The 24,678-nt window shown below is 61.3% G+C and carries 22 protein-coding genes; 9 read left to right on the top strand and 13 right to left on the bottom strand.

What is annotated here, in order from left to right:
- Positions 1-88: 88 nt before the first annotated feature.
- A complete protein-coding gene (locus CHC01_RS32270) occupies positions 89-316 on the bottom strand; it encodes a hypothetical protein (RefSeq protein ID WP_158596856.1) in 228 nt (75 codons plus the stop codon).
- On the opposite strand from CHC01_RS32270, the gene CHC01_RS08940 reads away from it, so the two are divergent.
- The 3 genes from CHC01_RS08940 (at position 288) to rnd (ending at position 4,743) form a co-directional block, all read left to right on the top strand.
- Positions 288-1,967, top strand: a complete 1,680-nt coding sequence (locus CHC01_RS08940) for a methyl-accepting chemotaxis protein (RefSeq protein WP_089264646.1) — start codon at positions 288-290, stop codon at positions 1,965-1,967. The genes CHC01_RS32270 and CHC01_RS08940 overlap by 29 nt on opposite strands.
- 50 nt (positions 1,968-2,017) lie before the next feature.
- Positions 2,018-3,493, top strand: a complete 1,476-nt coding sequence (locus CHC01_RS08935; protein ID WP_089263972.1) for a protein adenylyltransferase SelO — start codon at positions 2,018-2,020, stop codon at positions 3,491-3,493.
- 101 nt (positions 3,494-3,594) lie between these two features.
- Positions 3,595-4,743 (top strand): ribonuclease D, encoded by a 1,149-nt coding sequence (gene rnd, locus CHC01_RS08930; RefSeq protein WP_089263971.1) that lies wholly within the window; start codon positions 3,595-3,597, stop codon positions 4,741-4,743.
- Positions 4,744-4,838: 95 nt separating this feature from the next.
- On the opposite strand, the gene CHC01_RS08925 is transcribed toward rnd, so the two are convergent.
- The 5 genes from CHC01_RS08925 to CHC01_RS08905 form a co-directional block, all read right to left on the bottom strand.
- Entirely contained in the window at positions 4,839-5,132 is a 294-nt protein-coding gene (locus tag CHC01_RS08925; protein WP_089263970.1) for a hypothetical protein, read from the bottom strand.
- A gap of 138 nt (positions 5,133-5,270) precedes the next feature.
- Positions 5,271-6,776 (bottom strand): exopolyphosphatase, encoded by a 1,506-nt coding sequence (gene ppx, locus CHC01_RS08920; protein ID WP_089263969.1) that lies wholly within the window; start codon positions 6,774-6,776, stop codon positions 5,271-5,273.
- Positions 6,777-6,788: 12 nt separating this feature from the next.
- Positions 6,789-8,990, bottom strand: coding sequence for an RNA degradosome polyphosphate kinase (locus CHC01_RS08915; RefSeq protein WP_089264645.1), 2,202 nt, complete (start codon positions 8,988-8,990; stop codon positions 6,789-6,791).
- Between the two features lie 157 nt (positions 8,991-9,147).
- Positions 9,148-9,825: a P-loop NTPase family protein gene (locus CHC01_RS08910; protein WP_089263968.1), complete on the bottom strand. Its 678-nt coding sequence runs from the start codon at positions 9,823-9,825 to the stop codon at positions 9,148-9,150.
- Between the two features lie 47 nt (positions 9,826-9,872).
- Positions 9,873-10,427, bottom strand: a complete 555-nt coding sequence (locus CHC01_RS08905; protein ID WP_089263967.1) for a CDP-alcohol phosphatidyltransferase family protein — start codon at positions 10,425-10,427, stop codon at positions 9,873-9,875.
- Positions 10,428-10,595: 168 nt separating this feature from the next.
- Here CHC01_RS08905 and purM point away from each other — a divergent pair, with 168 nt between their 5' ends.
- A complete protein-coding gene (purM, locus tag CHC01_RS08900; protein WP_089263966.1) occupies positions 10,596-11,669 on the top strand; it encodes a phosphoribosylformylglycinamidine cyclo-ligase in 1,074 nt (357 codons plus the stop codon).
- A 7-nt stretch (positions 11,670-11,676) separates the two neighbouring features.
- Positions 11,677-12,333 carry a phosphoribosylglycinamide formyltransferase gene (purN, locus tag CHC01_RS08895; protein WP_089263965.1) on the top strand — a complete coding sequence of 219 codons (657 nt, stop codon included), beginning with the start codon at positions 11,677-11,679 and terminating at the stop codon, positions 12,331-12,333.
- Positions 12,334-12,426: 93 nt separating this feature from the next.
- On the opposite strand, the gene CHC01_RS08890 is transcribed toward purN, so the two are convergent.
- Together CHC01_RS08890 and CHC01_RS08885 are read right to left on the bottom strand one after the other, a co-directional pair.
- Entirely contained in the window at positions 12,427-14,178 is a 1,752-nt protein-coding gene (locus tag CHC01_RS08890; RefSeq protein ID WP_244558277.1) for a DNA/RNA non-specific endonuclease, read from the bottom strand.
- A gap of 565 nt (positions 14,179-14,743) precedes the next feature.
- Positions 14,744-15,568 (bottom strand): alpha/beta fold hydrolase, encoded by an 825-nt coding sequence (locus CHC01_RS08885; RefSeq protein WP_089264644.1) that lies wholly within the window; start codon positions 15,566-15,568, stop codon positions 14,744-14,746.
- 341 nt (positions 15,569-15,909) lie between these two features.
- Here CHC01_RS08885 and CHC01_RS08880 point away from each other — a divergent pair, with 341 nt between their 5' ends.
- Complete coding sequence (locus CHC01_RS08880) at positions 15,910-16,947, top strand: alpha/beta fold hydrolase (RefSeq protein WP_089263963.1); 1,038 nt, start codon at positions 15,910-15,912, stop codon at positions 16,945-16,947.
- Between the two features lie 20 nt (positions 16,948-16,967).
- Entirely contained in the window at positions 16,968-17,918 is a 951-nt protein-coding gene (locus tag CHC01_RS08875) for a fatty acid desaturase (RefSeq protein ID WP_089263962.1), read from the top strand.
- Here the strand turns inward: CHC01_RS08875 and CHC01_RS08870 are convergent, their stop codons facing one another.
- On the bottom strand, positions 17,919-18,500 hold the full coding sequence (locus CHC01_RS08870; RefSeq protein ID WP_089263961.1) for a TetR/AcrR family transcriptional regulator: 582 nt from the start codon (positions 18,498-18,500) through the stop codon (positions 17,919-17,921).
- 57 nt (positions 18,501-18,557) lie between these two features.
- Positions 18,558-20,525 carry an adenylate/guanylate cyclase domain-containing protein gene (locus CHC01_RS08865; RefSeq protein WP_089263960.1) on the bottom strand — a complete coding sequence of 656 codons (1,968 nt, stop codon included), beginning with the start codon at positions 20,523-20,525 and terminating at the stop codon, positions 18,558-18,560.
- A gap of 285 nt (positions 20,526-20,810) precedes the next feature.
- Between CHC01_RS08865 and CHC01_RS08860 the strand changes: the two genes are divergently transcribed.
- Entirely contained in the window at positions 20,811-21,194 is a 384-nt protein-coding gene (locus tag CHC01_RS08860; RefSeq protein ID WP_089263959.1) for a hypothetical protein, read from the top strand.
- Positions 21,195-21,313: 119 nt separating this feature from the next.
- Here CHC01_RS08860 and CHC01_RS08855 read toward each other — a convergent pair whose 3' ends face one another.
- On the bottom strand, positions 21,314-21,517 hold the full coding sequence (locus tag CHC01_RS08855) for a cold-shock protein (RefSeq protein WP_089263958.1): 204 nt from the start codon (positions 21,515-21,517) through the stop codon (positions 21,314-21,316).
- Positions 21,518-21,980: 463 nt separating this feature from the next.
- On the opposite strand from CHC01_RS08855, the gene CHC01_RS08850 reads away from it, so the two are divergent.
- Positions 21,981-23,147, top strand: a complete 1,167-nt coding sequence (locus tag CHC01_RS08850) for an autotransporter outer membrane beta-barrel domain-containing protein (RefSeq protein WP_089264643.1) — start codon at positions 21,981-21,983, stop codon at positions 23,145-23,147.
- Between the two features lie 74 nt (positions 23,148-23,221).
- On the opposite strand, the gene CHC01_RS08845 is transcribed toward CHC01_RS08850, so the two are convergent.
- Together CHC01_RS08845 and ndk are read right to left on the bottom strand one after the other, a co-directional pair.
- On the bottom strand, positions 23,222-24,055 hold the full coding sequence (locus CHC01_RS08845; protein ID WP_089263957.1) for a TerC family protein: 834 nt from the start codon (positions 24,053-24,055) through the stop codon (positions 23,222-23,224).
- 83 nt (positions 24,056-24,138) lie between these two features.
- Complete coding sequence (ndk, locus tag CHC01_RS08840; RefSeq protein WP_068731078.1) at positions 24,139-24,561, bottom strand: nucleoside-diphosphate kinase; 423 nt, start codon at positions 24,559-24,561, stop codon at positions 24,139-24,141.
- Between the last annotated feature and the right edge of the window lie 117 nt (positions 24,562-24,678).

Raw genomic sequence — 24,678 nt, 5'->3', positions numbered from 1 at the left:
CTACATGATTGCACACGCAATAACCAGCTACCTCGGGTCAAGGACCATCGGCACCCGGATACGTCACGTCGGTATTTCAGCACCAGATTCAACTACTTAAAGCGGTATTTGTGTCAAAATTTACTGAACGTTGACGACCACCATTCACTGTCTTGCCGTGAACCCAGCCCGTTTTGAAGGCAGGTGATTCAACTGGAACTTGCTGCTTCTTGCCCTGCCGCAACCCAAGGCAGCCGCCATTTCGGCTGACCGGCGTCGCAGCCTTAGAACCGCCGAGGAATATGTTCGTGCTCGCCAGATATTCGATCAGTACCAAGCTGTTTGTCATTGTTGCTTTTCTCTTCGTCGTGATCGCGGGCATCGGCACCCTCGCCTTCATGCAGATGCGAGCCATCAACGCAGCAACCCAGGATATCCAGACGCAGTGGCTCCCCAGCGTCCGCTGGATCGGCGAAATGCGCGTTCAGTCGGCGCGGTATCGCGCAGTGCTGCGCGACCACCTGATCGTGGCCGATGCCGACCGTCCGGATGTCGACAAGAACCTTGCCGCCCGCAAATCGGACTTTGAAAAGGCCGCAAAGGCCTATGCCCCGCTGGTGTCGTCGCCGGCAGAACGCGAATTGGCCGACAAGCTCGACGCGGAATGGAAGGCCTTCATCGCCGCGGGCAACGACGTCCAGGCCCTCGCCAACAAGGGCGACGTGAACGCCGCCAAAGAAATTAACGCCAAGAAGGTCGTCCCGACCGGCCGCGCCATGGACGGCACATTGGCCAAGCTCGTCGAGTTGAACGACAAGGGCGCCGAAGCGGCCGGCAGCAATGCGAACGCCACCTATGCCAACGCCATCTGGATGATGGTTATCATTCTCGGCGCCTCGGTCGTGCTCGGCCTCGGCGCTGCCATGTATCTGGTGCGCGACATCTCCGGCGGCATCGCCTCGATCCTGAAGCCGATGGGCCAGCTAACCGATGGGCAGCTGGAGGCCGCTATCCCGCATCAGGGCGAGAGCACCGAGATCGGACGCATCGCCAGCGCGTTGCAGATCTTCAAGGACGCCCTCATCGCCAAGCGTGCTGCGGATCAGACTGCCGGTGCCGAGGCCGCCATCAAGGCCGCCCGTGCGGAAACCATCACGAAGGCGACCAGCAACTTCGAGTCGATGATCAGCGAGCTGGTTGGTTCGCTTTCATCCGCCTCGACCGAACTCGAAGCCTCTGCCACCACGCTGACCCGCACGTCGGATATCACCATGACGCTGTCGGGCTCTGCAGCGTCTGCATCGCATACGGTGTCGAGCAACGTTCAGTCGGTGGCCGCGGCAACGGAAGAAATCACCTCGTCGGTGAATGAAATCGGCCGCCAGGTTCATGAATCGAACCGTATCGCTTCGACCGCCGTGCTGCAGGCCGAGAAGACCAATGAAAGCATTGTCAAACTCACGCAGGCCACTGCACGCATCGATGACGTCGTGAAGCTCATCACCGCCGTTGCCGAACAGACCAACCTGCTGGCGCTCAACGCCACCATCGAGGCTGCGCGCGCCGGTGACGCCGGCCGCGGTTTCGCCGTTGTCGCCGCCGAGGTGAAGGCGCTGGCGTCGCAGACCGCTAAGGCCACTGACGAAATCAGCATGCAGATCGCCGGCATGCAGGCGGCCAGTGCCGAGACGATCGAGACCATCAAGGAGATCGGCTCGACCATCACGCTGATTTCCGAAGTCTCGTCGGCCATCGCAGCGGCGGTTGAGGAACAGGGCGCAGCGACACAGGAAATCGCGCGCAATGTCCAGCAGTCGGCCCAGCTCAGCACCCAGGTCGCCAGCGAGGTCACCGAGGTCAATCGCGGCGCCAGCGAGACTGGCTCCGCATCGACCCAGGTGCTGGCTGCAGCGCAGTCGCTGTCGCTGGAAAGCAATCGCCTGAAGGACGAAGTCGACCGGTTCCTCGAAACGGTTCGCGCCGCCTGAGACCACTTTCAGCGGTTGCCTAACACGTCGTGGCCCCCCATCTTGGGGCCATGACAGTCCACTTCCCGTTCGACAACAGCTATGCCGCCCTGCCCGCGAATTTCTTCGCCCGCGTTGCACCAACGCCGGTAGCGACGCCGCGGCTGATCAAGCTGAACCGCGCACTGGCCGACCAACTCCGCATCGATCCTGACTGGCTAGCCAGTCCCGAGGGCGTCGAAGTCCTCGCCGGCAAGCGCGTGCCGGATGGCGCCGATCCCCTCGCGATGGCCTATGCCGGACATCAGTTCGGACATTTCGTGGCGCAGCTCGGCGATGGTCGCGCGATCCTGCTCGGCGAGGTCATTGACCGCGACGGTGTGCGCCGCGACATCCAGCTCAAGGGTTCCGGTCCGACGCCTTTCTCGCGCCGCGGCGATGGCCGTGCTGCGCTTGGTCCGGTGATCCGGGAATATATCGTCAGCGAAGCCATGGCGGCCCTGGGCATTCCCACAACGCGCTCCCTTGCTGCCGTCCTCACAGGCGAACGGGTTCAGCGTGAGACGATGCTGCCGGGTGCGGTGCTGACGCGCGTAGCCTCAAGCCACATCCGCGTCGGCACCTTCCAGTTTTTTGCCGCGCGCGAGGATATCGCCGGAGTGAAACAACTCGCCGATCATGTGATCGCCCGGCACTATCCCGACGCAGCCGAAGCCGAACATCCGGTTCGCGCGCTGCTCGATGCGGTGATCCGCCGTCAGGCCGAACTTGTCGCACGCTGGCTACATGTCGGCTTCATCCATGGTGTGATGAACACCGACAACTGCTCGGTATCCGGCGAGACCATCGATTACGGCCCCTGCGCCTTCATGGACGCCTACGATCCCGCGACGGTATACAGCTCGATCGACGAGATGGGCCGCTACGCTTATGCGAACCAGCCGCGCATCGCGCTGTGGAATCTCACGCGCTTCGCCGAGACGCTGCTGCCGCTGATCGACAGCGACGAGAAGACCGCTATCGAGATTGCGCAGGCCGCATTGGGCGAATTCTCTGATATTTTCGACACGGCCTATCAGGCCGGTCTCCGCCGGAAGCTCGGGCTGTTCACCAGCCAGCCGGACGATGCCGCATTGGCGCAGGATCTGCTGACCGCCATGACCGCCAATCAGGCCGATTTCACCCTGACCTTCCGCCGCCTCGGCGCCGCCGCGGTTGACGCAGACAGCGACGAAGCCGTCCGCGGACTGTTCATCGATCCGACGGCGTTTGACGCCTGGGCCGTGAACTGGCGGGCACGACTCGGCCGGGAGTCGCAGGACGCCGGTACCCGCCATCAGGCCATGCAGACGATCAATCCAGCCTTCATCCCCCGCAATCATCGCGTCGAGGCGGTGATCCAGGCGGCGCTGGCCGACGACTATGCGCCGTTCGAGAAATTGCTGGCCGTGCTGGCGAAACCCTATGAAGATCAACCGGAGATGGCGGATTACGCCGAGCCGCCGGAGCCGGATCAGCGCGTACTGAAGACCTTCTGCGGCACCTAAACACCCTCATTCTATCGGAGCAGACCTCCAATCTGCCCGAAACACCTTGACTCAACAGGTTTTTCGGCCGAACGCCTTGGCAAAAGCGTTATGGACCGTCCATGGAACTGATCACGACCACTGCCCAGCTGACCGCCGCGTGCGAGCGACTTGCCAAGCACCCCGTCATTACGGTCGATACGGAATTCCTCCGCGAGACCACTTATTACCCGCTGCTCTGCGTGGTCCAGATGGCCAGCGCGGAAGACGCGGTGGTGATCGACACGCTTGCCGAAGGCATCGACCTCACGTCGTTCTTCGACCTGATGGCCAACGAGGCCGTGCTGAAGGTCTTCCATGCCGCGCGGCAGGACATCGAAATCATCGTACACCGCGCCGGCGTGGTGCCGCATCCGATCTTCGACACCCAGGTCGCAGCCATGGTGCTCGGCTACGGCGACAGCATTGCCTATGACCAGCTCGTCGAACGCGTCACCGGCCACCGCCCCGACAAGACCCACCGCTTTACCGATTGGTCGCGCCGTCCGCTGACCGAAGAGCAGTTGCACTACGCCGTCTCCGACGTCACCCATCTGCGCGACGTGTTCGCCAAGCTCGATGCCGATCTGAAGAAGCGCGACCGCAGCGACTGGGTCAGCGAGGAAATGGAAATTCTCACCTCGCCAAAGACCTATGATTTCCATCCCGAGCGCGCCTGGGAACGGCTGAAGACCCGCGTCCGCAAGCCGAAAGAGCTCGCAGTGCTGATGGAAGTCGCTGCCTGGCGCGAACAGGAAGCACAGAGCCGCGATGTGCCGCGCTCGCGCGTGCTGAAGGACGATGCCGTCGGCGATATCGCGACCCATGCGCCGACGTCACTGGAGAAGCTTGCCAATCTGCGTTCCCTGCCGAAGGGCTTTGATCGCTCCAAGTGGGGCAGCGACATTGTTGCCGCCGTCCAGCGTGGCGTCGCCCGCGATCCCGCCACGTTGCCGAAGATCGAGAAGCCGCGCGGCAATTCCAATGGCGCGGCCACCGTCGAACTGCTGAAAGTGCTGCTACGCATGACGTCGGAACGTCACGCCGTCGCCAGCAAGGTCATCGCCACCGTCGACGATCTCGAGCAGATCGCCACCGACGACAATGCCGACGTCGGCGCCCTGCACGGCTGGCGGCGTGAATTGTTCGGCGAGGCCGCCCTGGCACTCAAGCATGGCCGCCTTGCATTGGCGATGGAAAAAGGCCGGGTGATCCGGGTGGATCGCGCGTAGGCTGCGTCGTCTAAGGTAGCGCTCTAATTGCCTGCCGCAAACAGCAGGACGGGGCGTACAGCATCCCCCCCCTGCGAGACGCAATGACGATCGCTTTACGCCGCCGATCTGTTCTTGATGGCTCCGACGATTGCCGTCAGCACCGCACCCGCGACACCGCCTCCGGCCACCTGACCGATCAGCGAACCGATATCGGTGGTCGCCGATGCGTTTGAAAGCATAGGAATCAGCATTCCGAGAATTTGACCGCCAACGCCGCCACCTATTGCACCTGCGATCGTGTTGCCGATTGTACCAAGATCGACAGACTTCGATGCACCGCCGGCAACATTTCCGCCAATCGCGCCGCCAATCAGTTGAACGATAAGGTTGATCAGAAGGGCTGACATTTCGACTCTCCCGGTCCGGAAATCGTATGTACTTGCCGCGTGGACCAAAACGGCCGCACCGGAAAATAGTATACGCACGGAAACCGAGAGTCACGCCGCGGTGCAATCAGTAGTGTCATTCAGAATGAGCGACGGCGGCTATCGCCTGACGATCGTCCCGGACTTCCCCACTAATCGTGCGAGCTGCTTGAAGCGGCTGCCGACGCGGTCGGCGACGAGATCGACCATGCGATGCTCGAAGACGAGCATCATCTTGCGATCCTTGGTGGCGAAATGCGTGGCGGGCAGCACGCCCGGCCGCGCCGCCGAAATGAGATGCGCGACCCTGAACAACGCGCCGAGCAAACGGGCGCGTTCGACCTGTGCCGGCGAGACAAGCGCACGGACCAGATCCGGGGGCTCGTTCTCGGCGCCGAATCCTGCGTAGCGGTAGTACACACAGAGCGCGAGGAATGCGCGACCGTGATGATCGACCGAGCCGAAATTGCCGTTCGTGATCAAACTGAGCGTCTGCTCGCCGCGATGATCCGGATGGACCCGCCAGCCGATATCGGACAACAGACACGCCACCCGGCGTAGCCGACGATCCTCGTCGGTTTCTTTGAGCTTGGCGACACGGGCGAACCGATCACTCCAGTCGCTCAGCTCCTGCGCGTGGCGGGCCGAACGCGACAGCAACTCGTTCATGGTCTGCGCGGCGCCGACCAGACCATCTTGCATGCGCTGCGCTTGCGGCAGCATTTCGTACAGCAAGCCTTCACGGACGCCATAGGTCGAGAACACGATAGTCTTCGGCTTGGCGGTGCGAATGACATATTCGAGCACGAGCGCCGCGTAGACCAGCAGCGGCTGGCGCTGTTCGGCTATGGCTTCGATGTTGGCAAGAATGTTGGCTGTTGCGAGCCGGCGCAAGCGGCGCACGAAATCGAGCGCTTCGGTGGCCGGGATCGAATAGCCATGCATCACACGTAGCGGATAGCCGCTCTGGATGATGTGCAGCCGCGCCAATGCACGCCAGGTGCCGCCGACCGCATAGAAATTGCGACCTACGCCCGCCTTGAGCTGCGCGACGTCAGCCAGCGCCAGCCTGACGATGCGCTCCGCCTTCTTTGGTGATTTCTGTGAGGCATCCTGCAATGCGAGACTGCCGAGCGGCAGCGTCACGCCCTGCCGGACCGCATTGCCTTTGACATCGATCAGTTCGAGCGAACCGCCCCCGAGATCGCCAACCAGACCATCCGGCTTGTGCACGCCCGAAATCACGCCCAGCGCCGAGAGCTTCGCTTCGCGCGGCCCCGATATGATCTGGATCTCGCAGCCGCAGATTTTCTCGGCTGCTGTGATGAAGGCAGGTCCATTGCTCGCATCGCGCGCCGCAGCGGTCGCGATCGCGTAGACGCGGCCGACCTTCATGACCCTGCACAGCGCACGGAAGCGCCGCAGCGCCGTCAGCGCCTTGTCGACAGCGTCCTTGGCCAGCAGCCCGGTGCTCTGCACTTCGCGGCCGAGACCGCACAGCGCCTTTTCATTGAAGAGCGTAACAAGGCTTCGCGTCAGCGACTCGTAGACAACGAGACGCACCGAGTTGGAGCCAATATCGATGACGGCGACGCTGGTCGCGCGTTGATTGGCACGCGCTACCACGTTGCTGGTTCCTTACGAGGATTGGTGACGCTCCGAACGGCGGGTGAGCCGGCGCGGGGATGATTTCTCAAGCGACTTTCCACGGCCAGACAGACTCGGATTCGTCATGAAGTAATTGTGCACATTGAAGGGTTCCTCGCCCTTCGCTGCCTTCATACGCGTTGACGACCCGTCCGGCAACAATTGCCAGCTCTGTTCCGTATCCTTGAGATTGGCCACCATGATCTGCTCGAGCACCTGGGTATGCACGGTGGGGTTCTGCAGCGGACACAGAACCTCGACGCGGCGATCCAGATTGCGCGGCATCATGTCAGCCGACGATATGTATATCGCCGCCTTCGGGCTCGGCAGGCCATTGCCCATACCGAAGCAATAGATTCGACCATGTTCAAGGAAGCGGCCGATGATCGACTTGACGCGAATGTTTTCGGACAGGCCGGGCACGCCCGGCCGCAGGCAGCAGATGCCACGCACGATCAGTTCAACGGATACACCGGCATTCGACGCCTCATAGAGCGCATCAATGATTTCCGGATCGACCAGCGAATTCATCTTGAGCCAGATCGCACCCGGCTTGCCGCTGCGGGCGAATGCCGCTTCGCCGCGGATGTGTTCGAGCATGCGCCCGCGCAAGGTCAGTGGCGATACGGCCATCTTCTCGATGTCGCTCGGCTCGGCATAACCGGTGATATAGTTGAACACGCGTGCGGCATCGCGACCGATGATCGGGTCGGATGTGAAATATGACAGATCGGTGTAGATGCGCGCGGTGACCGGATGATAGTTGCCGGTGCCGGTGTGCACATAGGTCGTGAGCGAGCCGCCCTCGCGGCGCACCACCAGCGACAGCTTGGCATGGGTCTTCAATTCCAGGAAGCCATAGACCACCTGGACACCGGCGCGTTCGAGATCGCGAGCCCAGCGGATATTGGCCTCTTCATCAAACCGCGCACGCAGTTCGACGAGCGCCGTTACCGACTTACCGGCCTCAGCGGCCTCCACCAGCGTGCGGACAATCGGCGAATTGTTGGAGGTGCGATACAGAGTCTGCTTGATCGCCACCACATCCGGATCGCGCGCGGCCTGCTGCAGGAACTGCACGACGACGTCGAAGGACTCATAGGGATGATGGACAATCAGGTCCTTCTGACGGATCGCCGCAAAGATGTCGCCGCCATGATCGCGGACACGTTCCGGATGACGCGGCACATAGGGCACGAATTCGAGATCGGGCCGATCGAGCCGTGTGAGCTGCGAGACCTCGTTCATGGCGAGAATGCCGTCGACCAGCAGGATTTCATCATCCGAGGTAGCCAGCGCGCGCTGCACGAAGGCACGGAGTTCTGCCGGCATGCCGGCTTCGATTTCGAGGCGGATCACCGACCCTCTGCGGCGACGCTTCAGCGCCGTCTCGAACAGCCGGACCAGATCCTCGGCCTCTTCTTCGACTTCAAGTTCACTGTCGCGGATGATGCGGAAGGCACCCTGCCCCTGAACAGTGTAGCCCGGGAATAGACGCGCGATGAACAGGCCAGTGGCCTGTTCCAGCGTGATAAGGCGTACCGCCCCGTCCTTGCCGGGGGTCGGCAGGCGGATGAAGCGATCAATCTTGCCGGGCATGCGGATCAGCGCGTTCATCGTCTTGCCGTCGGACACCCGCGACAGATGCAGCGCGATGGTGAAGCCCAGACTCGGAATGAACGGGAACGGATGCGCCGGGTCGATCGCCAGCGGCGTCAGCAGCGGGAAAATATTGTGGAGGAAGTGGTCCTCGATCCAGGACCGGTCGGCCTTGCTGACCTCCTTCCCGTCGAGCAGCACGATTCCGACATCGGCCAGCATGCCGCGCTGGTCACGCCAGATCGCCTGCTGGTCGCTGCCGAGCTTGGAGACCGCGCTGTTGATCAGCACCAGTTGCTCGGCCGGGGTCAAGCCGTCCGGACTGCGCTCGCTGATTCCCTCACGGACCTGCGCTTTGATACCGGCGACGCGGACCATGAAGAATTCATCAAGGTTGTTTGCGGAAATCGACAGGAAGCGGACGCGCTCCAGCGCCGGATGGCCCGGATTGACGGACTCCTCAAGGACGCGGCGATTGAAATGCAGCCAGGACAGCTCGCGATTGATGAAGCGCTCGGGACCCGACGCGACCACCTCTGCCGGCTTCGCTTCGCCCTTTTTCTCTTCAATAACAATCTCTTCTGCGGAGTCCATGAGATAGCAATCCATCCAGTTCAAGCAGCGCTATAGTGCCGGCAAATCACAGCGGACATTGCGTCAGTTGCGTGACGCTTCGATGACATTGAGGAACCTGCCTGCCACGCCGTCAAGGCACGGTTTGACGCGCCGCGTTTGACGTCCAAGGCTTAAGTCAGGCGTCGCGCAGCAGTTCCGCGGCCAATGCACGGGTCACCGGCCGCCCAAGCCGGAGCGCCTCGCTATCCAGCAATTCCACCGTATGGCGGGCGGCGGCGAATGACCGCTCGATGCGGCTGGCCACATAGCTGACCACGCTCTCGTCGATGCTGAGCTGGCGGTCGGCGCAAAACTTCACGATCAGCGCCCGAAACAACCCGTCATCCGGTGGCAGCAGATTGACTACCGGGATCGCACGGAGCCGCGACCGCAGATCGCGCAACTCGACCTCCATGGCGGCCGGGGCGACCCGCGCCGTAATCAGCACATAGGCGTTGTCCTGACGTGCCAGATTAAGAAGGTGGAACAGCGCCCGCTCGTCGAAGGCACCGGCATTGAGATCCTCCACCACCAGTGCGTTGGTCACCAACTCAGCCGGAACCGTCGCAGCCGTCAGGCTGTGCGCCATGGTGGAACGCGCCCCGGCCTCCTCGGCCCAGATCGCCGCCAGATGGCTCTTGCCGGACCCTTCCGGGCCGACAAGCAGCATTACACGGTTCGGCCAGTCCGGCCAGCAGTCGATCAGTCCCAGCGCCTCGGCATTGGCCGGGCCCTCAAGGAAGTTGTCGCGGGACAGACTCTCCGCATGGGGCAGCGCGAACGCCAGTTGACGGGGTTGGACGCGGGCGACCACGCAAATACTCCTGCCGGGCTCCGCCGGCGAACGTCACGAATACCGGTTTACCGGGGCTCTTGACCGGGTTCGATGGTGCTCATGTGTCGCATCCATTCGACGAGATAGAAGGACACAGAGAGCAGCGTCAAGATGGTCACAAAGCCCATTAAAATCAAATCGTAAGGCGAGGATTTGAAACCAAATCCGAGGGCAGCAAGAACCAAGGCTGCGAAGGCCACCTGCGCCACCGTATTGAGCTTCGACACCATCAGCGGCTTCATCGGGATCGGCTTGCCGAACAACCATGACACAATCACGGCGCCCACGATCATGATATCCCGCGACACCACGAGAATCACGATCCAGCGCGGAACTGCCCCCCATATCCCCAGGGAGACATAGATCGAGACCAGCAGCGCCTTATCGGCCAAGGGGTCGAGCAACGCACCGAGTTCGCTGGCCATGTTGAAACGCTTGGCGAGAAAGCCATCCACGGCATCGCTGACCCCCGCAATCACGAAGATTGCAAAGGCGATTTCCATCTGGTTCGAGGCAATCGCCCAGACGATCACGGGCACCAGCAGGATGCGCCCGAGGGTGATTAAATTGGGGATACTCACGCGGCGCTTCCCGGCTCCGGCCTGTTTCGCAATCCGAGCTTGGGGGCTCCGACCGGCTTACCGCCTACATAGTAATCGGGATAGCGTTTACGAGCCATTGCGCAGGCGGGGATTCCGACGTAACCAGCCGAAAATACACAGTTTCGCAGCTCCGGCAGGATACCCGGCATGACCGACCAGAAAAAAGGCCTCACTTACGCGGACGCGGGCGTCGATATCGATGCCGGCAACCGTCTGGTGGACCTCATCAAGCCGATGGTTCGCGCAACCGCCCGTGCCGGCGCTGACGCCGAGATCGGCGGCTTCGGCGGACTGTTCGACCTCAAGGCCGCCGGCTTCAAGGATCCGGTTCTCGTCGCCGCCACCGACGGCGTTGGCACTAAGGTCAAGATCGCTATCGAAGCCGGCATCCATAACGGCATCGGCATCGATCTCGTCGCCATGTCGGTCAACGACCTCGTGGTCCAGGGCGCCGAGCCCCTGTTCTTTCTCGACTACTTCGCCTGCGGCAAGCTCGACCCGGAAGCCACCGCCTCAATCGTCGCTGGCATCGCAGAGGGCTGCCGTGAATCCGGCTGCGCGCTGATCGGCGGCGAAACCGCCGAAATGCCCGGCCTCTACAAGGACGGCGACTACGACCTCGCCGGATTCTCGGTGGGTGCTGCGGAGCGGGGCACGCTGCTGCCGACCAAGGATATCGGCGTGGGCGACGCCGTCATCGGCATGGCCTCGTCTGGCGTCCATTCCAACGGCTTCTCGCTGGTTCGCAAGATTGTCGAGCGCACGGGCCTCTCTTACGCCGACAAAGCGCCGTTCTCGCCGGTGATGACGCTTGGCGGTGCGCTGCTGACCCCGACCCGGCTCTATGTGAAATCCTGCTTGCGCGCGATCCGCGAGACCGGCGCCGTTAAGGGCCTCGCGCATATCACTGGCGGCGGCTTCACCGACAACATCCCGCGCGTGCTGCCAAAGAACCTCGGCGTTCGCATCAACCTGCCCGCCCTCACCGTCCTGCCGGTATTCAAGTGGCTGGCAAAGGAAGGCGATATCGCCGAACTCGAGCTGCTGCGCACCTTCAACTGCGGCGTCGGCATGATCGCCATCGTCAAGCGCGAAGCTGTGCAGCAGGTGATGGACATCCTGCGCGAGGGCGGCGAGACCGTGTCGCTGCTCGGCGACGTCATCGAGGCCACAGGCGACGAGCGCGTCGTTTATGACGGACATCTCGAACTCAACCTGTGAGGCCGTGATGCGTCGCGTCGCCATCCTGATTTCCGGCCGCGGGTCGAACATGACCGCATTGATCGAGGCCGCCGCAGCAGATGGCTTCCCGGCGGAGATTGCGCTGGTGATTTCGAACAAGGCCGACGCTCCCGGCCTCGCCACTGCGCAGGCCAATGGCGTCAAAACGCTGGTGATCGAGAGCAAGCCGTTCGGCAAGGATCGCGCCGGCTTCGAGAAGCTGCTGCAGTCGGCCCTCGACGAGCACAAGATCGAGCTGATCTGCCTCGGCGGCTTCATGCGCCTGTTCACGGCGGAATTCGTGCGACACTGGTACGGCCGGATGCTGAACATCCACCCGTCGCTGCTGCCCTCCTTCCCCGGCCTCGATCCGCACGGCCAGGCATTGCGCGCCGGCGTCAAGATTTCCGGCGCCACGGTCCATTTCGTCATTCCGGAGACCGATGCCGGCCCGATCGTGATGCAGGGCGCCGTGGCCGTGGCCGATAACGACACCCCCGACACCCTCGCCGCGCGCGTGCTCGACATCGAGCACAAGATCTATCCGCAGGCGTTACGGCTGTTGGCCACCAACGGCGTTGGCATCACCGGCGACACCTGCACCACCAGTACCGGCGCCAGCGCCAGCCGCGACGACACGCTGATCTCACCGACGGTGATCTGACGCGCTTTTAAGGGCGAGCGCGGCGCTGCAATCGCATCGCCGCACATCTCATTGGTCGCCAAAGACCTTGTCGCGACCTTGCAACGTGCTCCGTCAGATAATGATATCGCCGAGATCGTTGATCCAGCGCGTCTGGCGGGTCGCTTCGAGCGACCCGTGCGCATCGAAATCTTTCACCGCCGAAAAATCCAGACCGGTTTCGTTTTCGATCGCCGTGATGGTGGTCTGGATCCGCCGTTTCCGCATCTCATCAAGAGTGTAGGGCTTCAATCCCGAGAATACCTTGGCTTCGTACAGGGCTTGCACGTATTCCGTCTGCCCTACCACAAAGGCGGCAGCCGCGATCCTGCTGTCAGTTTTCTGCAAAACCGCTACCTTCCAGAACGACAGCGGAATTTGCCAGGGCCCGCCCTCGCGGCTCTTGCCGTAAACAGGATCGTCGGGCCGATAGATCGGGCCGGTGAAGATCGTCAGCTTCTTCTCGGACGTCTGCGCCTTGTTGAGGAGATAATCCTCCAGATTGCCCCAGTCGATGTCGTTGTACTTCTGCACCTGCGGTGCCGCATTGGTGTAGTGGAACGTGTCTTCGGATGCGAGTTTCGACTCGGACAAGGCGGCAGCCGCCTTGGCCGCCGCGCTCCAGCAAGGGTCCAGCAAACGAACCTGATGGCCACGGCTGAACTGGACGGCATCATCGCCTTTTGCCTTCTCGTAAAAATTTCCGGCAGGCTGATATTCGTCCGCAATCCGTCCGTCGCGTCGCCAGGTATCCTTGCGCGGTCCCGGATGAACGAGCTTATTGCCGTCGATATTCACGGCGGTGATCAGCGGAAATTTTCGCTTGGCGTGAATCACCGTAGAAAAGTGATGGTAGTCGAGTTCATAGCCCATCGACCTACCGAGCAGCGGCGCAACCAGCTTCTTAGCGAGAAGCGGAGCGTAGATTCGCGACAGCGCGATCTTCTCGGTCAAGAATTCCGCGTCGTAGCCTTTGACATTCGTCCACCGCTTTGCCGGCAACGGCTTGCGGTCGGCTTCCAGCATGGTTTCGCTCGGCGCCATACTCTGCGACATCGGTGGCAGACCCAATGCCTTCTCGAGTCTGTCGAGCACCAATCCAGCCTGCGTAGTCTCGAAGCGTTCGCGCTCAAGCTGTACATAGATGGCGCTGACCCGAATACCTTCGTTGGCAATCCAGACCGGCTCCTTGGCCGGATTTCGCAGCTTTGTCGGCGCGGGGACCGCCTTGTGATGCAAAGCGAGGACCTGCCACTGATCGTTGAGAACCGGCGCCCCGGATGAGCCTGGCTCGGTATCGGTCGAGTAGTGGATGAATTTGTTTACGTCGATCCCGGCCGACGTTTTCGCATCCAACTTGACGATCTGGCTCGAACGGATCGCGATCTGTTTCGGCTCACTGCCGGGATGCTGGATGATGGTGACCCACTCGCCATCCACCACTTTGCCCGACAGCGGGAGCAGAGGAAGCCGGCCATAACGCTCGATCGGCACGCCGCCGTCAGAGAGTGGTGTCACGGCAATGAAGGTGATGTCCAGTTCGGAGTTGGTGTAGAAAATCTCGTGAGGCCGCAGGTTGAAACTGACACCTTCGCGCAAGACGCCATCAAGGTCGTGCTCATAACCAAATTCGGCTTCGCACTGACTGGCCTCATCGGCGTCTCCTAGGACGTGATGATTGGTGAGCAGTAATCGAGGCCCCACCAGAAAACCTGTGCCGTACCAAGCGCCGCCATTGCTCGGGACTTTGATGCGGCACACCGCATCGGCTGCCCGCCTGCCCCGATCCAGAAAGTTGATGGAGAGCAGATCGCTCTCGCCAATCATGCGCTCGAACGCATTGGGATCGCTGCGCGGAGCCTCCAGCAATTCCTTCCGCATCTCGAACCGCTTGTCCGACCGCGCTCGTGCACTTCGACGCGCACGGCTGGCAGGCGGCACGAAACTCGAGTCCTTGCGCGTAATGATTTTTTCAAGCTGGGTGGACAGCGCCTGCGACGTCGTCGAGACGATATCTTTGCGAGATTCCAAATCGTCGCGATCCAACGTCCCCTCCCAATGACTTTCGCCACGACTTGCTGCGCATCAGGCGCTATCACGCCGACACCAAGCCATTGCGGCCGAACCCAAACATCATCAATCAGAGGTTGCAGTTTGGTGCAAGAAGTGCTTCTGGGCAACAGTTTGATGATGCGACGTATGGTCCGCCGGACCGCGGGCCGAGTCGCTTGTGCAGCGGATCGCGCTGCCCTTTTTTGCCGCGGCTTCCAGCGTGTGCGCATGAGGCCATAAATCCGTGAGCCGCGAGGCGCCTGTGGGCCGGATAGGTCGGAGGCGCACAAAATAAAGAAGCCCGGCAAGGCATTGCCTTGCCGGGCTTCTGCTACATGCATTAGCTCTTGATGAACGCCAGCAGATCCGGGTTGATCACATCCGCATGGGTGGTCAGCATGCCGTGCGGGAAGCCCGGATAGGTCTTCAGCGTGCCGTTCTTGAGCAGCTTCACCGTCAGCGGTGCAGCGTCGGCATAAGGCACGATCTGGTCATCATCGCCGTGCAAAACGAGCACCGGCACATCGATCGCCTTCAGGTCTTCGGTGAAGTCGGTTTCCGAAAATGCCTTGATGCAATCATAGTGCGCCTTGGCGCCGCCGATCATGCCCTGCCGCCACCAGTCGTCGATCACGCCCTGATAGACTTTCGCGCCCGGCCGGTTGAAGCCGTAGAATGGTCCGGCCGGGACATCGACGTAGAACTGCGCGCGGTTGGCAACAAGCGCAGCACGGAAGCCGTCGAACACTTCGAGCGGCAGGCCGCCGGGATTGTTCTCGGTCTTGAGCATGATCGGCGGCACGGCGCTGACCAGCACCGCCTTGGCGACGCGTCCCTTCTTGGCACGTGCGACGTAACGCGCAACTTCGCCGCCGCCGGTGGAGTGACCGATATGCACGGCGTCCTTCAGATCCAGTTTGTCGGTGAGTTCGGCGACGTCGGCCGCATAGGTGTCCATCTCATTACCGGTCGCGGTCTGGCTGGAGCGACCATGGCCACGGCGGTCGTGCGCGATGACGCGATAGCCCTGATTGAGGAAGAACATCATCTGGTTGTCCCAGTCGTCCGCACTCAGGGGCCAGCCGTGATGAAACACAATCGGCTGCCCGGTGCCCCAATCCTTGTAGAAAATCTCGGTGCCGTCTTTGGTGGTGATGGTTCCCATGATCCAGACTCCTTTGAGTGGGTTGCGGGTAAACATGACGTCGAATGCACTGCGGGGAAATGCGGATAACCGATCCGCCTATCCGCCACCGCGCCGATGACTGGCCGATGCATAGACTAACGTGACGCAGATCTCTTGTACGTTTCGAATACAAAACCGTGATGTCGCTCCACCACAGATAAATGACGGGCGACTGCACGTTATTCGGGCGGCTATGCCGAAGTTTCGGCGTTGCCGCCTGAATTAATTTAGTGTACCATTAGTACAATTATTAAATTTTGTCGAGCAGGCTGCACGCCATACGATCGGCCAGTGTCGACTGACCTTCACGGAGCCCCAGCATGAGCCTGCCGAGTGACTACCAGATCTTCGAGGCCGGTGACGTCTTGCTGCAGTCGGGCCAGCGGCACCCACGCCTGCAGCTTGCCTACAAGACCTATGGCGCACTCAATGCTGCCAAAGATAACGTCATCCTCTATCCGACGTCGTTCGGCGCACAACACTACGACACCGAGTGGCTGATCGCGCCGGGCGCCGCACTCGATCCGGACCGCTACTTCATCGTCATCCCCAATCTGTTCGGAAACGGGCTGTCGTCATCGCCATCGAATTCGCTGGAAGCTCTGGCTGGCGCCCCCTATCCGAACATCAGCTATCACGACGCTATTTCGATCCAGCATCGCCTGCTGACCGAGCAATTCGACGTCGCGCGTCTGGCACTCGTCTATGGCTGGTCGATGGGTGGCATGCAGGCCTATCACTGGGCCGCCCGCTATCCGGACATGGTGGCACGCGCGGCAGTGGTCTGCGGCAGCGCCCGTTGTTCGCCGTTCAACGCCGTATTCCTCGAAAGTGTGCGGGCCGCTTTGACCACCGATCCTGCCTTTGTCGATGGCCGCTTCGTTTCGAAACCATCTGCCGGACTTCGCGCCATGGGGCGGGTTTATGCCGGCTGGGCAATGTCGCATGGCTTCTACCGCGACGAAATCTGGCGCGAAGCCGGCTTCACCTCGCTGGAAGACTATCTGGCGCGATCATGGGACGTCGCTTTCGCGCATCGTGATGCCAACAATCTGCTGGCCCAACTATGGACCTGGCAGAATGGCGACATCAGCCGCTGCGACGCCTTCGGCGGCGACTTCCGCAAGGCCATGGCTGCGATCACCGCGCGCGTTCTGCTGATGCCCGGGCAGACGGACAATTATTTTCAGGTCGGCGACAACGAAGACGAACTCCCCCTGCTGACGAACGCACGCGCGGCCGAACTGTGCCCTATCCCCTCGCTGCACGGACACCGCGCCGGCAACCCGGTCAAGAACCCGGTCGATGCCGCCTTCATCAACACGAGAGTCTCGGCGCTGCTCGCCGCCGACGCCTGAACCGAGAACGGGACGAACCGATGACGATGGATGCAGTTGGCCATGGCAAGATCGAAACCCGCGCCCTAACGCCCGCACAGCTGAAGGACCTGTCGGTTCGCGCCAATCTTCCGGGGCTCATTCGCTCGATCAGCCATTATGCCTTGATCGCTTTGGTTGGAACGCTGATCTGGCAGGTCGCCACCCGCTACGGCGTGGTGTGGGCGATCCCGCTGATCATCATCCAGGGTTATCTCATCGCCTTCCTGTTCATGGCGGTGCACGAGGCTGCGCACAAGACCGTGTTCACCAACCGGCGGCTCAACGAGATCCTCGGCCATGTCTCATCGCTGATGATCGTGCTACCCTATGAGCACTATGCACTGTTTCATTGGGATCATCACCGCTTCACGCAGGATCCCGACCGCGACCCGGAGCTCGTCACCGCGACCATCCCCTCGTCCGACACCAGACTCGCCATCGCCTATACCGGCATCGTGCAACTGACCAATCGGATCCGTCTGCTGGTCCGCCGTGCTCTGACCGGACAAGCCGTGGCGCCGTGGATCCCGGAATCCAAGCAGGGCAGGGTGGTGCGCGAAGCCCGCATCTATGCCCTCGTCTATCTGGCGCTGCTGATCGCTTCTATCGCGCTCTCCAGCACGCTGCTGCTGTGGTGCTGGCTCGTCCCGCTCTACGTCGGCCAGCTCTTCCTGCGGCCCTATCTCTATGCCGAACACACCGGCTGCGAGCGTACCCGCAGCGCCTATGAGAACACCCGCACGACCTATACCGATAGGCTGACGAAGTGGTTCACCTGGAACATGCCATTCCATGTCGAGCATCACGCCTATCCGTCGGTGCCCTTCCACGCATTGCCAAGGCTCAATGCCATCATCGACGAGCGCATCACGCATCGCGGTTGGGGTTACCGGGCCGTCACACGCGAAACCTGGCGCTGGTTTCGCCGCGCGCGGCAAGGCGGCATCTGACTATTGCACCGACAACACGGATTTGACGAGCTTGCGGGCATAGTCGGCCGTCAGCGGCCGAAATCCAAAGACATACTCATAAAACAGCGTGCCATAGATCCGGTCATAGAGATCGCCGGCCGGCTCCGAAGCAAGGATGTTGCCGTCCTTCTGGCCGTCCTTGATAATCGCCAGCGATATGTCCCGGCGGATACCGAGATAGCGTTCGGAGAAGATTTTCGCTGAACCGGTCCGCGAGATGCATTCGGCAATGACAGCGAGCTGCACCTTGCCAAAATCGCTGTTCAGCGCCACGGCATAGGCGGCGGCATGTTTCGTGATGCGGGTAAACGGATCGCCGCTCTCGGAAAGCGGCAGCATGGTGGACGCCTGCCGCAGGAACGCGTCGATCAGCACTGCTTCGCGCGATGGCCACCATTTATAGATCGTCATCTTGGAGACGCCGGAATCCCGCGCAATCGCATCGATGGTCGTCGCAGCGAGCCCCTGCGCTGCCATCATGCGATAGGCGCTGTCCAGGATCGCATCCTCGGTCTCGACCGATCGAGGGCGCCCCCGCCGCACGGGTATCACCTCGGTCATCTCCGCAACTTCACTCTATGGGCTGCCATACGCCTACTATAGCGCGGCCCCCATCGATCAAACAGGGAAATTGGCGTGGCGATCAGACGCGGCAACGGAATGTTGGTCTCGCGCGCCGAGCAACTCATAGATCTGCACTTCGGCGGCAAAGCCTTTCGGCTTGATCCGGGCGACGCTGCGGAAAAGAAACAATGAGTCCACCCGCTCCTTGACGGCTTCGCTGACCAGGACGCTGGTTCCGTAGTCCTTGTTCAGCGTCTCGAGCCGTGACGCGAGATTTACGGTCGCGCCGAGCGCCGTGTAGTTCATGCGGTCGGGTGACCCGATATTGCCGATCATGACATCGCCGACATGCAGGCCAAACCGGGTCTTGTAGACGGGCCAGCCCTCACGCTCGAATTCCTCATTGAGCTTCCGATTGGCTTCGACGCAATCGAGCACAGCGGCGCAAGCCTGCGCGACATGGTTGGTGTGCTCGACGGGGGCGTTCCACAGCCCCATAACCGCATCGCCGATATATTTATCGACCGTGCCCTGATGCGTAGCAATGACGTCCGAAATCGCAGCGAAATAGCGCGACGTGTAGAGCATCACCCGGGTCGGATCTTCGTTCTCCGTCATTCCCGTGAAATTCTCGACATCTGTGAACAGGATGGTCGCTTCGCGGCGCTCGCCGCCCAATTGCATGGCCGTGCCGGTTTCGACCAGTTGCTGAACCAGACGCTTGGGAACGAAATTCGAGAATGTCTGCACCAGCGTACGCATGGTGAAGACCGATCGGCCGAGATCGTCGATTTCGCGGATCGGCGAACGCAGTTGCGGCATCGACGAAAACCGGAAGTTCTGGATGCGATCGACCTCGCGCGCCAAAATTCGCAGGGAGAGCGACAGCTTGTTGCCGATCCAGAACGCAATCGGTACGGCCGCGAGCACAAAACAAAATGCGAGAATGAAGAGCGTGCGCTTTTCTTGCTCGATCTCGGCATAGAACTCATCGAGCGGCGCGAAGAACCCGACCCGGAGATTGGCCGATCCGGCCATCTCCACGGGACGGAACGCGGCTGCGTAGGCCCGCCCTGTGCTGTCAGTAAAAAATTGCTCCGCAACGCCGGTTTGACGCCACGCCTTGATCGCGGCCGTTGCGTTAATCGTATCGACGTCACTGAGCCGAGGAAGCTCCGACAGCTTGTTCGGAACGCTCGTGGCCTCCAACCACCTGGACATCTCCGGATGCGCCAGCACCCGGTCGGCATCGTCGAACAGATAGGCCACGCCCGAATGCCCGAGCTGCTGCTTGCGCAGCATGGCCTCGGCTTCACTGAGCAGGATATCGCCGGCCACAACACCCCGCTGCCCCTCCACAATGGGCATCCGCAGCGTGTAGCCGATGTCACCGGTCTGATAGAAAATATAGGGCTCGGTCAGCAGACTGGCATTGGGCTCGAAGGCGCCACGATACCACGGCCGAACGCGAGGATCGAAATCGACCGGTCCGGGCAGACTTGCCAAAGGCCGCAGCGCATCGTCGAGATAGGAGGTCGTGGTCTGAAGCGGTCCAAAATCGCCTGCTTTCACGATCGTGAACAGGCGAAATCTGGCCCCGTCCGGCGCCCCGAAGCGCGCTTTCACCCCAGCTCCCGTTCGGTCGATCAGGTCCATTTCCAGGAACGAGCCGTCCTCATATCCCATGTACAGGCTGAAGAGCTGCTTATTGTTGCGCAGCATCGACGCCAGCAGGATATTCAGCCGCGGGTTATTCTTGAGCTCCGCGGACTGGACCGATGTGATACCGCGCAGGATATCCAGATTGTCGTGAACGCTCTTGAGCTGCGCATCGATGCGATCGGTCGCAGCCTGCGCGACCACGCTGAGATACGACGAAGCCGCCGTCCGGATGATCGTGTTGACCCTGCTGAAGCTGAGATAAACCAGCGCCAGGCCGACCGTCAGGACGACACCGACGAACAGCGCAATGATCGACGTCCTGAACCCAATCCGGAAACGCGATCTCGCCGGCACCGTCATCGCAGGATGCTCCACACGCCAGCCAATCTGGCACCGCATATCGACAGGCCAGACCTGGCTGCGCCGGACGGGACGTCTCGCGGTATCATGATTCCGCCACGCAAGCGCAATTGCCGAGTATCTTTACGGTAAAGAAACCCGATCCGTGCTTACGACATCGGACAATGAACTCACCTCGCCCAGCACGCTGGCCAGCGCCACGAGCTGCGACGATTGCAATGCCTCAATGGCAACTGCATAATTGAAACAATTGACTATTCTGACTGTCACTTAAGGAAATGAAGAATGACGGGCGCCGATCTGGGTGTGATCATCCGGCAGACTGCTAAGCAGCAAAACAAGACACTGATGGCAGCCGTCAAGGCACAACGCGATCGCTATGCGGGCCTGGCCGCCAAGGCCAAGGACAAGACCGCCAAGGACCGTTTCAAGCAACTAGCGAAGGACGCGACGGAGCAAGGCACGGCCGCCGCCAAGCGCCTTCAGATGTCCGCCGATAATGCCGCCGATAGCTATGCGCGATCGATGCGTAAGGCCGTTGAAGCACTTCAGATCGCAGAAGCAGCGCAAGCGATGAAGGCTCAGAACGCCGAAAAGGACAAGGCCGCCAAGAAGGCTGTACCCGCCAAGAAAACGGCCAAAAAGGCGAAGAAGCCAAAGAAGCGATAATGCGGGCATAACCTCGCCCGCTCGGCACGATCCGCACCGGAGCTACAAAAGGCCCGGCTTGCGCCGGAGTTACATCAGTCGGCCGGCCCACATGTCAGGGCCGGCAGGGCAAAACTCGGTTATGAGACCTTGAGGTTCTCGGCAGACGCCTTGCCGCGATTTTCCACCAGGTCGTATTCGATGGTCTGGTTTTCGTTGAGGGTACTAAGGCCTGCGCGCTCGACAGCGGAGATGTGCACGAAGACATCCTTGTCGCCGACAGTCGGCTTGATGAAGCCATAACCCTTGGTTGGGTTGAACCATTTGACGGTGCCCTTCTGCATCGTCTGTCTCCCGATCTAGATACAAAAAAGACGCGGCCACGCATCATGCGTACCACGCCACAAGCGGGCTTCCCGGTGTCTGCTGAATGTCCTGCTCGCAAAACGCACAGTCGAACGGCCTCAATCCGATTGCGCAAGAATTCCAACATGAAAATTTTGGCTACGCAAGTCTTTGGCTTTTTACGGCAGAGGTTTTGATATCACCGGCCGCGTTCAAGCGTACCTATCGAAAGCCGCTGACCGGACCCATGAGCAGACGTGCCGGATTGAAATATCGTCGGCCCGCTCTGCGTGAATGGCCATAACGTGATGAAAAGCGACACGAATCCGCTGTGGCAATCGCACAACAATACGCGTCAATCGCCACCGGAGGCGCTCAATGCGCAGCGGCAATGCTCATTGGATCGCGTATGCTCTGCCGCAGTCGAACGGCACTGCAGCGACAATTTCGAAACGAGTGACAATGCGCGATCCATCGCGATACGCCCAAACGGACAGGAGCCCGGCTGCCAGTCGGCAACGCCGGACCATTGTACTCGGCCTTGCCGTCGCGCTTGTCGTTGCGCCTTCGCTTGCATCCGCCCAGGTCGCGCCGCCGCCTACCACGCCGCCCCCAACCACACCTCCGCCGACACCGCCGCTGCCAGCCGCACCGATGCCATCATCGACCGACTTCAATGCCGGGCAATCCGCAGGTATTGCCATTGGCGATCTCGGTAGCCAGTTCCTGCGGCGCCTCGGCGATCAGGCGAGCTACGGCTTCAACCGCGCGTCGCGCGCCAATCCCGGCGGCGGTGGTGCGTCGGAGACCACCGAGACGCCGCGCTTCCGTAGCTGGGCCGAGTTCTATGGTGTCGGCGCCCATACCGGCACGATCGGTGACTTTGTCGGCGACAAGCGCCGGACTGTCGGCGGGGTCGCCGGAATCGGCGCGCGGCTGATGCCGGGCGTCAATGTCGGACTGTCGGTGGACCAGAGTCACACTACGATCGATGTTCCGCTCGCGCTGCAGTCTGCAACGCTCGACCTCACGCAGATCGGAGTCAACGCTTCGGTCGACCAAGGCGCCTGGACCTGGGCAATCGCATTGGTGCACGGCTTCGGCGACATCAACTCGCGCCGCGACACGGGCCTGGGGCTTGCCAGCGCCGGCTACAATGCGCGGATCGACGGCGCACTCACTGAGCTGAGCTATTACTGGAGTTACGAACAGGCACGGATCGTGCCCAAGGCTGCCTTCGAATACACCCGCGCGACAACCGGCGCGATGCAGGAGCTTGGCGGCCTCAATCCTGTCAACGCGAGCGGCGCCTCAGCCGAGCGTGCGCGTATCCTGATTGGCGCAGAAGTCGGCCGTTACTGGATATTCGATCAGAAGATTCTGGATCTATCGGGCTATGCCAAATTCGTCGACAACGTGCATCAGCGCTTTAGCAACGTCACGGTCAGCCTGGGTTCCGAGAGCATCACCGTTCAGGGGATCGGCGAAAGCCAGTACGGCGCAGACGCCGGCGCATCGGCGTCGCTGAGCCTCAGCAACACCGCGCGTCTCTATCTCAATTATGACGGCAAGTTCCGCGCCTATTCGCAGTCCCACCAAGGAACGCTGGGCGTCGAATTCAAGTTCTAGAAACCACCGGATTCCAGAAACAAAAAAACGGGCGAAAGGCAAATGCCCCTCGCCCGCTTTGAGTTTTTATTGAGTTAGGCCGCCTGCTCGGCGTGCCCTGCCATGCTGCGACGACGCCACAACGTTCCGACAGCGAGCACCACAGCGACACCAATCAGACCGCAGACGATCTCGCCACCATGTCCCCCATTGGTGAAACGAACGCCAAGGCCCAGCGATGACATCAGGCTGTCGAGGCCAGTGCCGACCGAACCGCTGAAGAAGCTGTGCATCAGCGGCAGAACCGCAGGATCCGTCGCGATCACTTCGCCGGCGACCCAGCCCAGCAGGGCCGCACCGAGCCAGACCAGAACGGGCAGACGGGTCAGCAGCGCCATGATCAGCGCCGCGCCGGCGACGATCAGCGGGACGCTGATGGCAAGGCCGAGGATCAGCAGCGGCACGCTGCCATTGGCAGCGGCAGCAACTGCAATGACGTTGTCGAGGCTCATGACAATGTCGGCTACGACCACGATCTGCACAGCGGCCCACAGATGCGAGGCGGCCTTCACGCCGTCCTCTTCTTCCGGTTCGGGTACCAGCAGTTTGGCTGCGATGACGATCAGTGCGAGGCCGCCCACCAGCTTGAGATAGGGCAGCGCCATCAGCGAGGCGACGATGCCGGTGAAGATGATACGCAGGATGACGGCGGCAGCGGCGCCGAGAATCATGCCCCACATGCGCTGCTTCGGTTCCAGACCACGGCAGGCCAGTGCGATCACGAGGGCGTTGTCGCCGGACAGCAGAACGTTGATCCAGATGATCTTGCCGACGGCTACCCAGAATGCGGGCTGCTGCATTTCGACCTGAAACTGAACGAAAACCGACTTGATCGTCGCCGGATCGAGAATATGCAGCAACCAGTCCACAGCGCGCCCCTTTGTTTGTTCGTTTTGATTGGAAAGGTCGGCGCGCCCCCGCGCGCCGACCGGTCGTCAATTCGGCTGGAAGTTTAGCCGACGATCTCGTTGCCCGAGAAGAACTGTGCGATCTCGATCGCTGCAGTTTCCGGAGCGTCCGAACCATGAACCGAGTTCTCGCCGATCGACTTGGCGTGAAGCTTGCGGATGGTGCCATCAGCAGCCTTCGACGGATCGGTTGCGCCCATCACATCGCGATGCTTGAGGACGGCGTTCTCGCCTTCCAGCACCTGCACGACAACCGGACCCGAGGTCATGAAGTCCACCAGTTCGCCGAAGAAGGGGCGTTCCTTGTGAACGGCGTAGAAAGTGCCGGCCTGTTCGCGGGTCATGCGGATGCGCTTCTGCGCGACGATCCGCAGGCCGGCCTTTTCGATCAGCGCGTTGATCGCACCGGTCAGATTGCGCTCGGTCGCGTCGGGCTTCAGAATCGAAAAGGTACGCTCGATAGCCATGATTTATCCTTGAATAACAGTCGCTGGAAGATGGCGGCTTATATCGACGCTATCCGGGAACGGCAAGCGATCCGTCCAAATGTCGCAGGCCCCATTTTGGCAGATCCGGCGCTCGAA

This window comes from Tardiphaga sp. OK246 (genome assembly GCF_900188215.1).
GTDB lineage: Bacteria > Pseudomonadota > Alphaproteobacteria > Rhizobiales > Xanthobacteraceae > Tardiphaga > Tardiphaga robiniae.
Note: the sequence above shows the minus strand (reverse complement) of the source record. Positions and strands in the feature narration are given on the sequence as shown.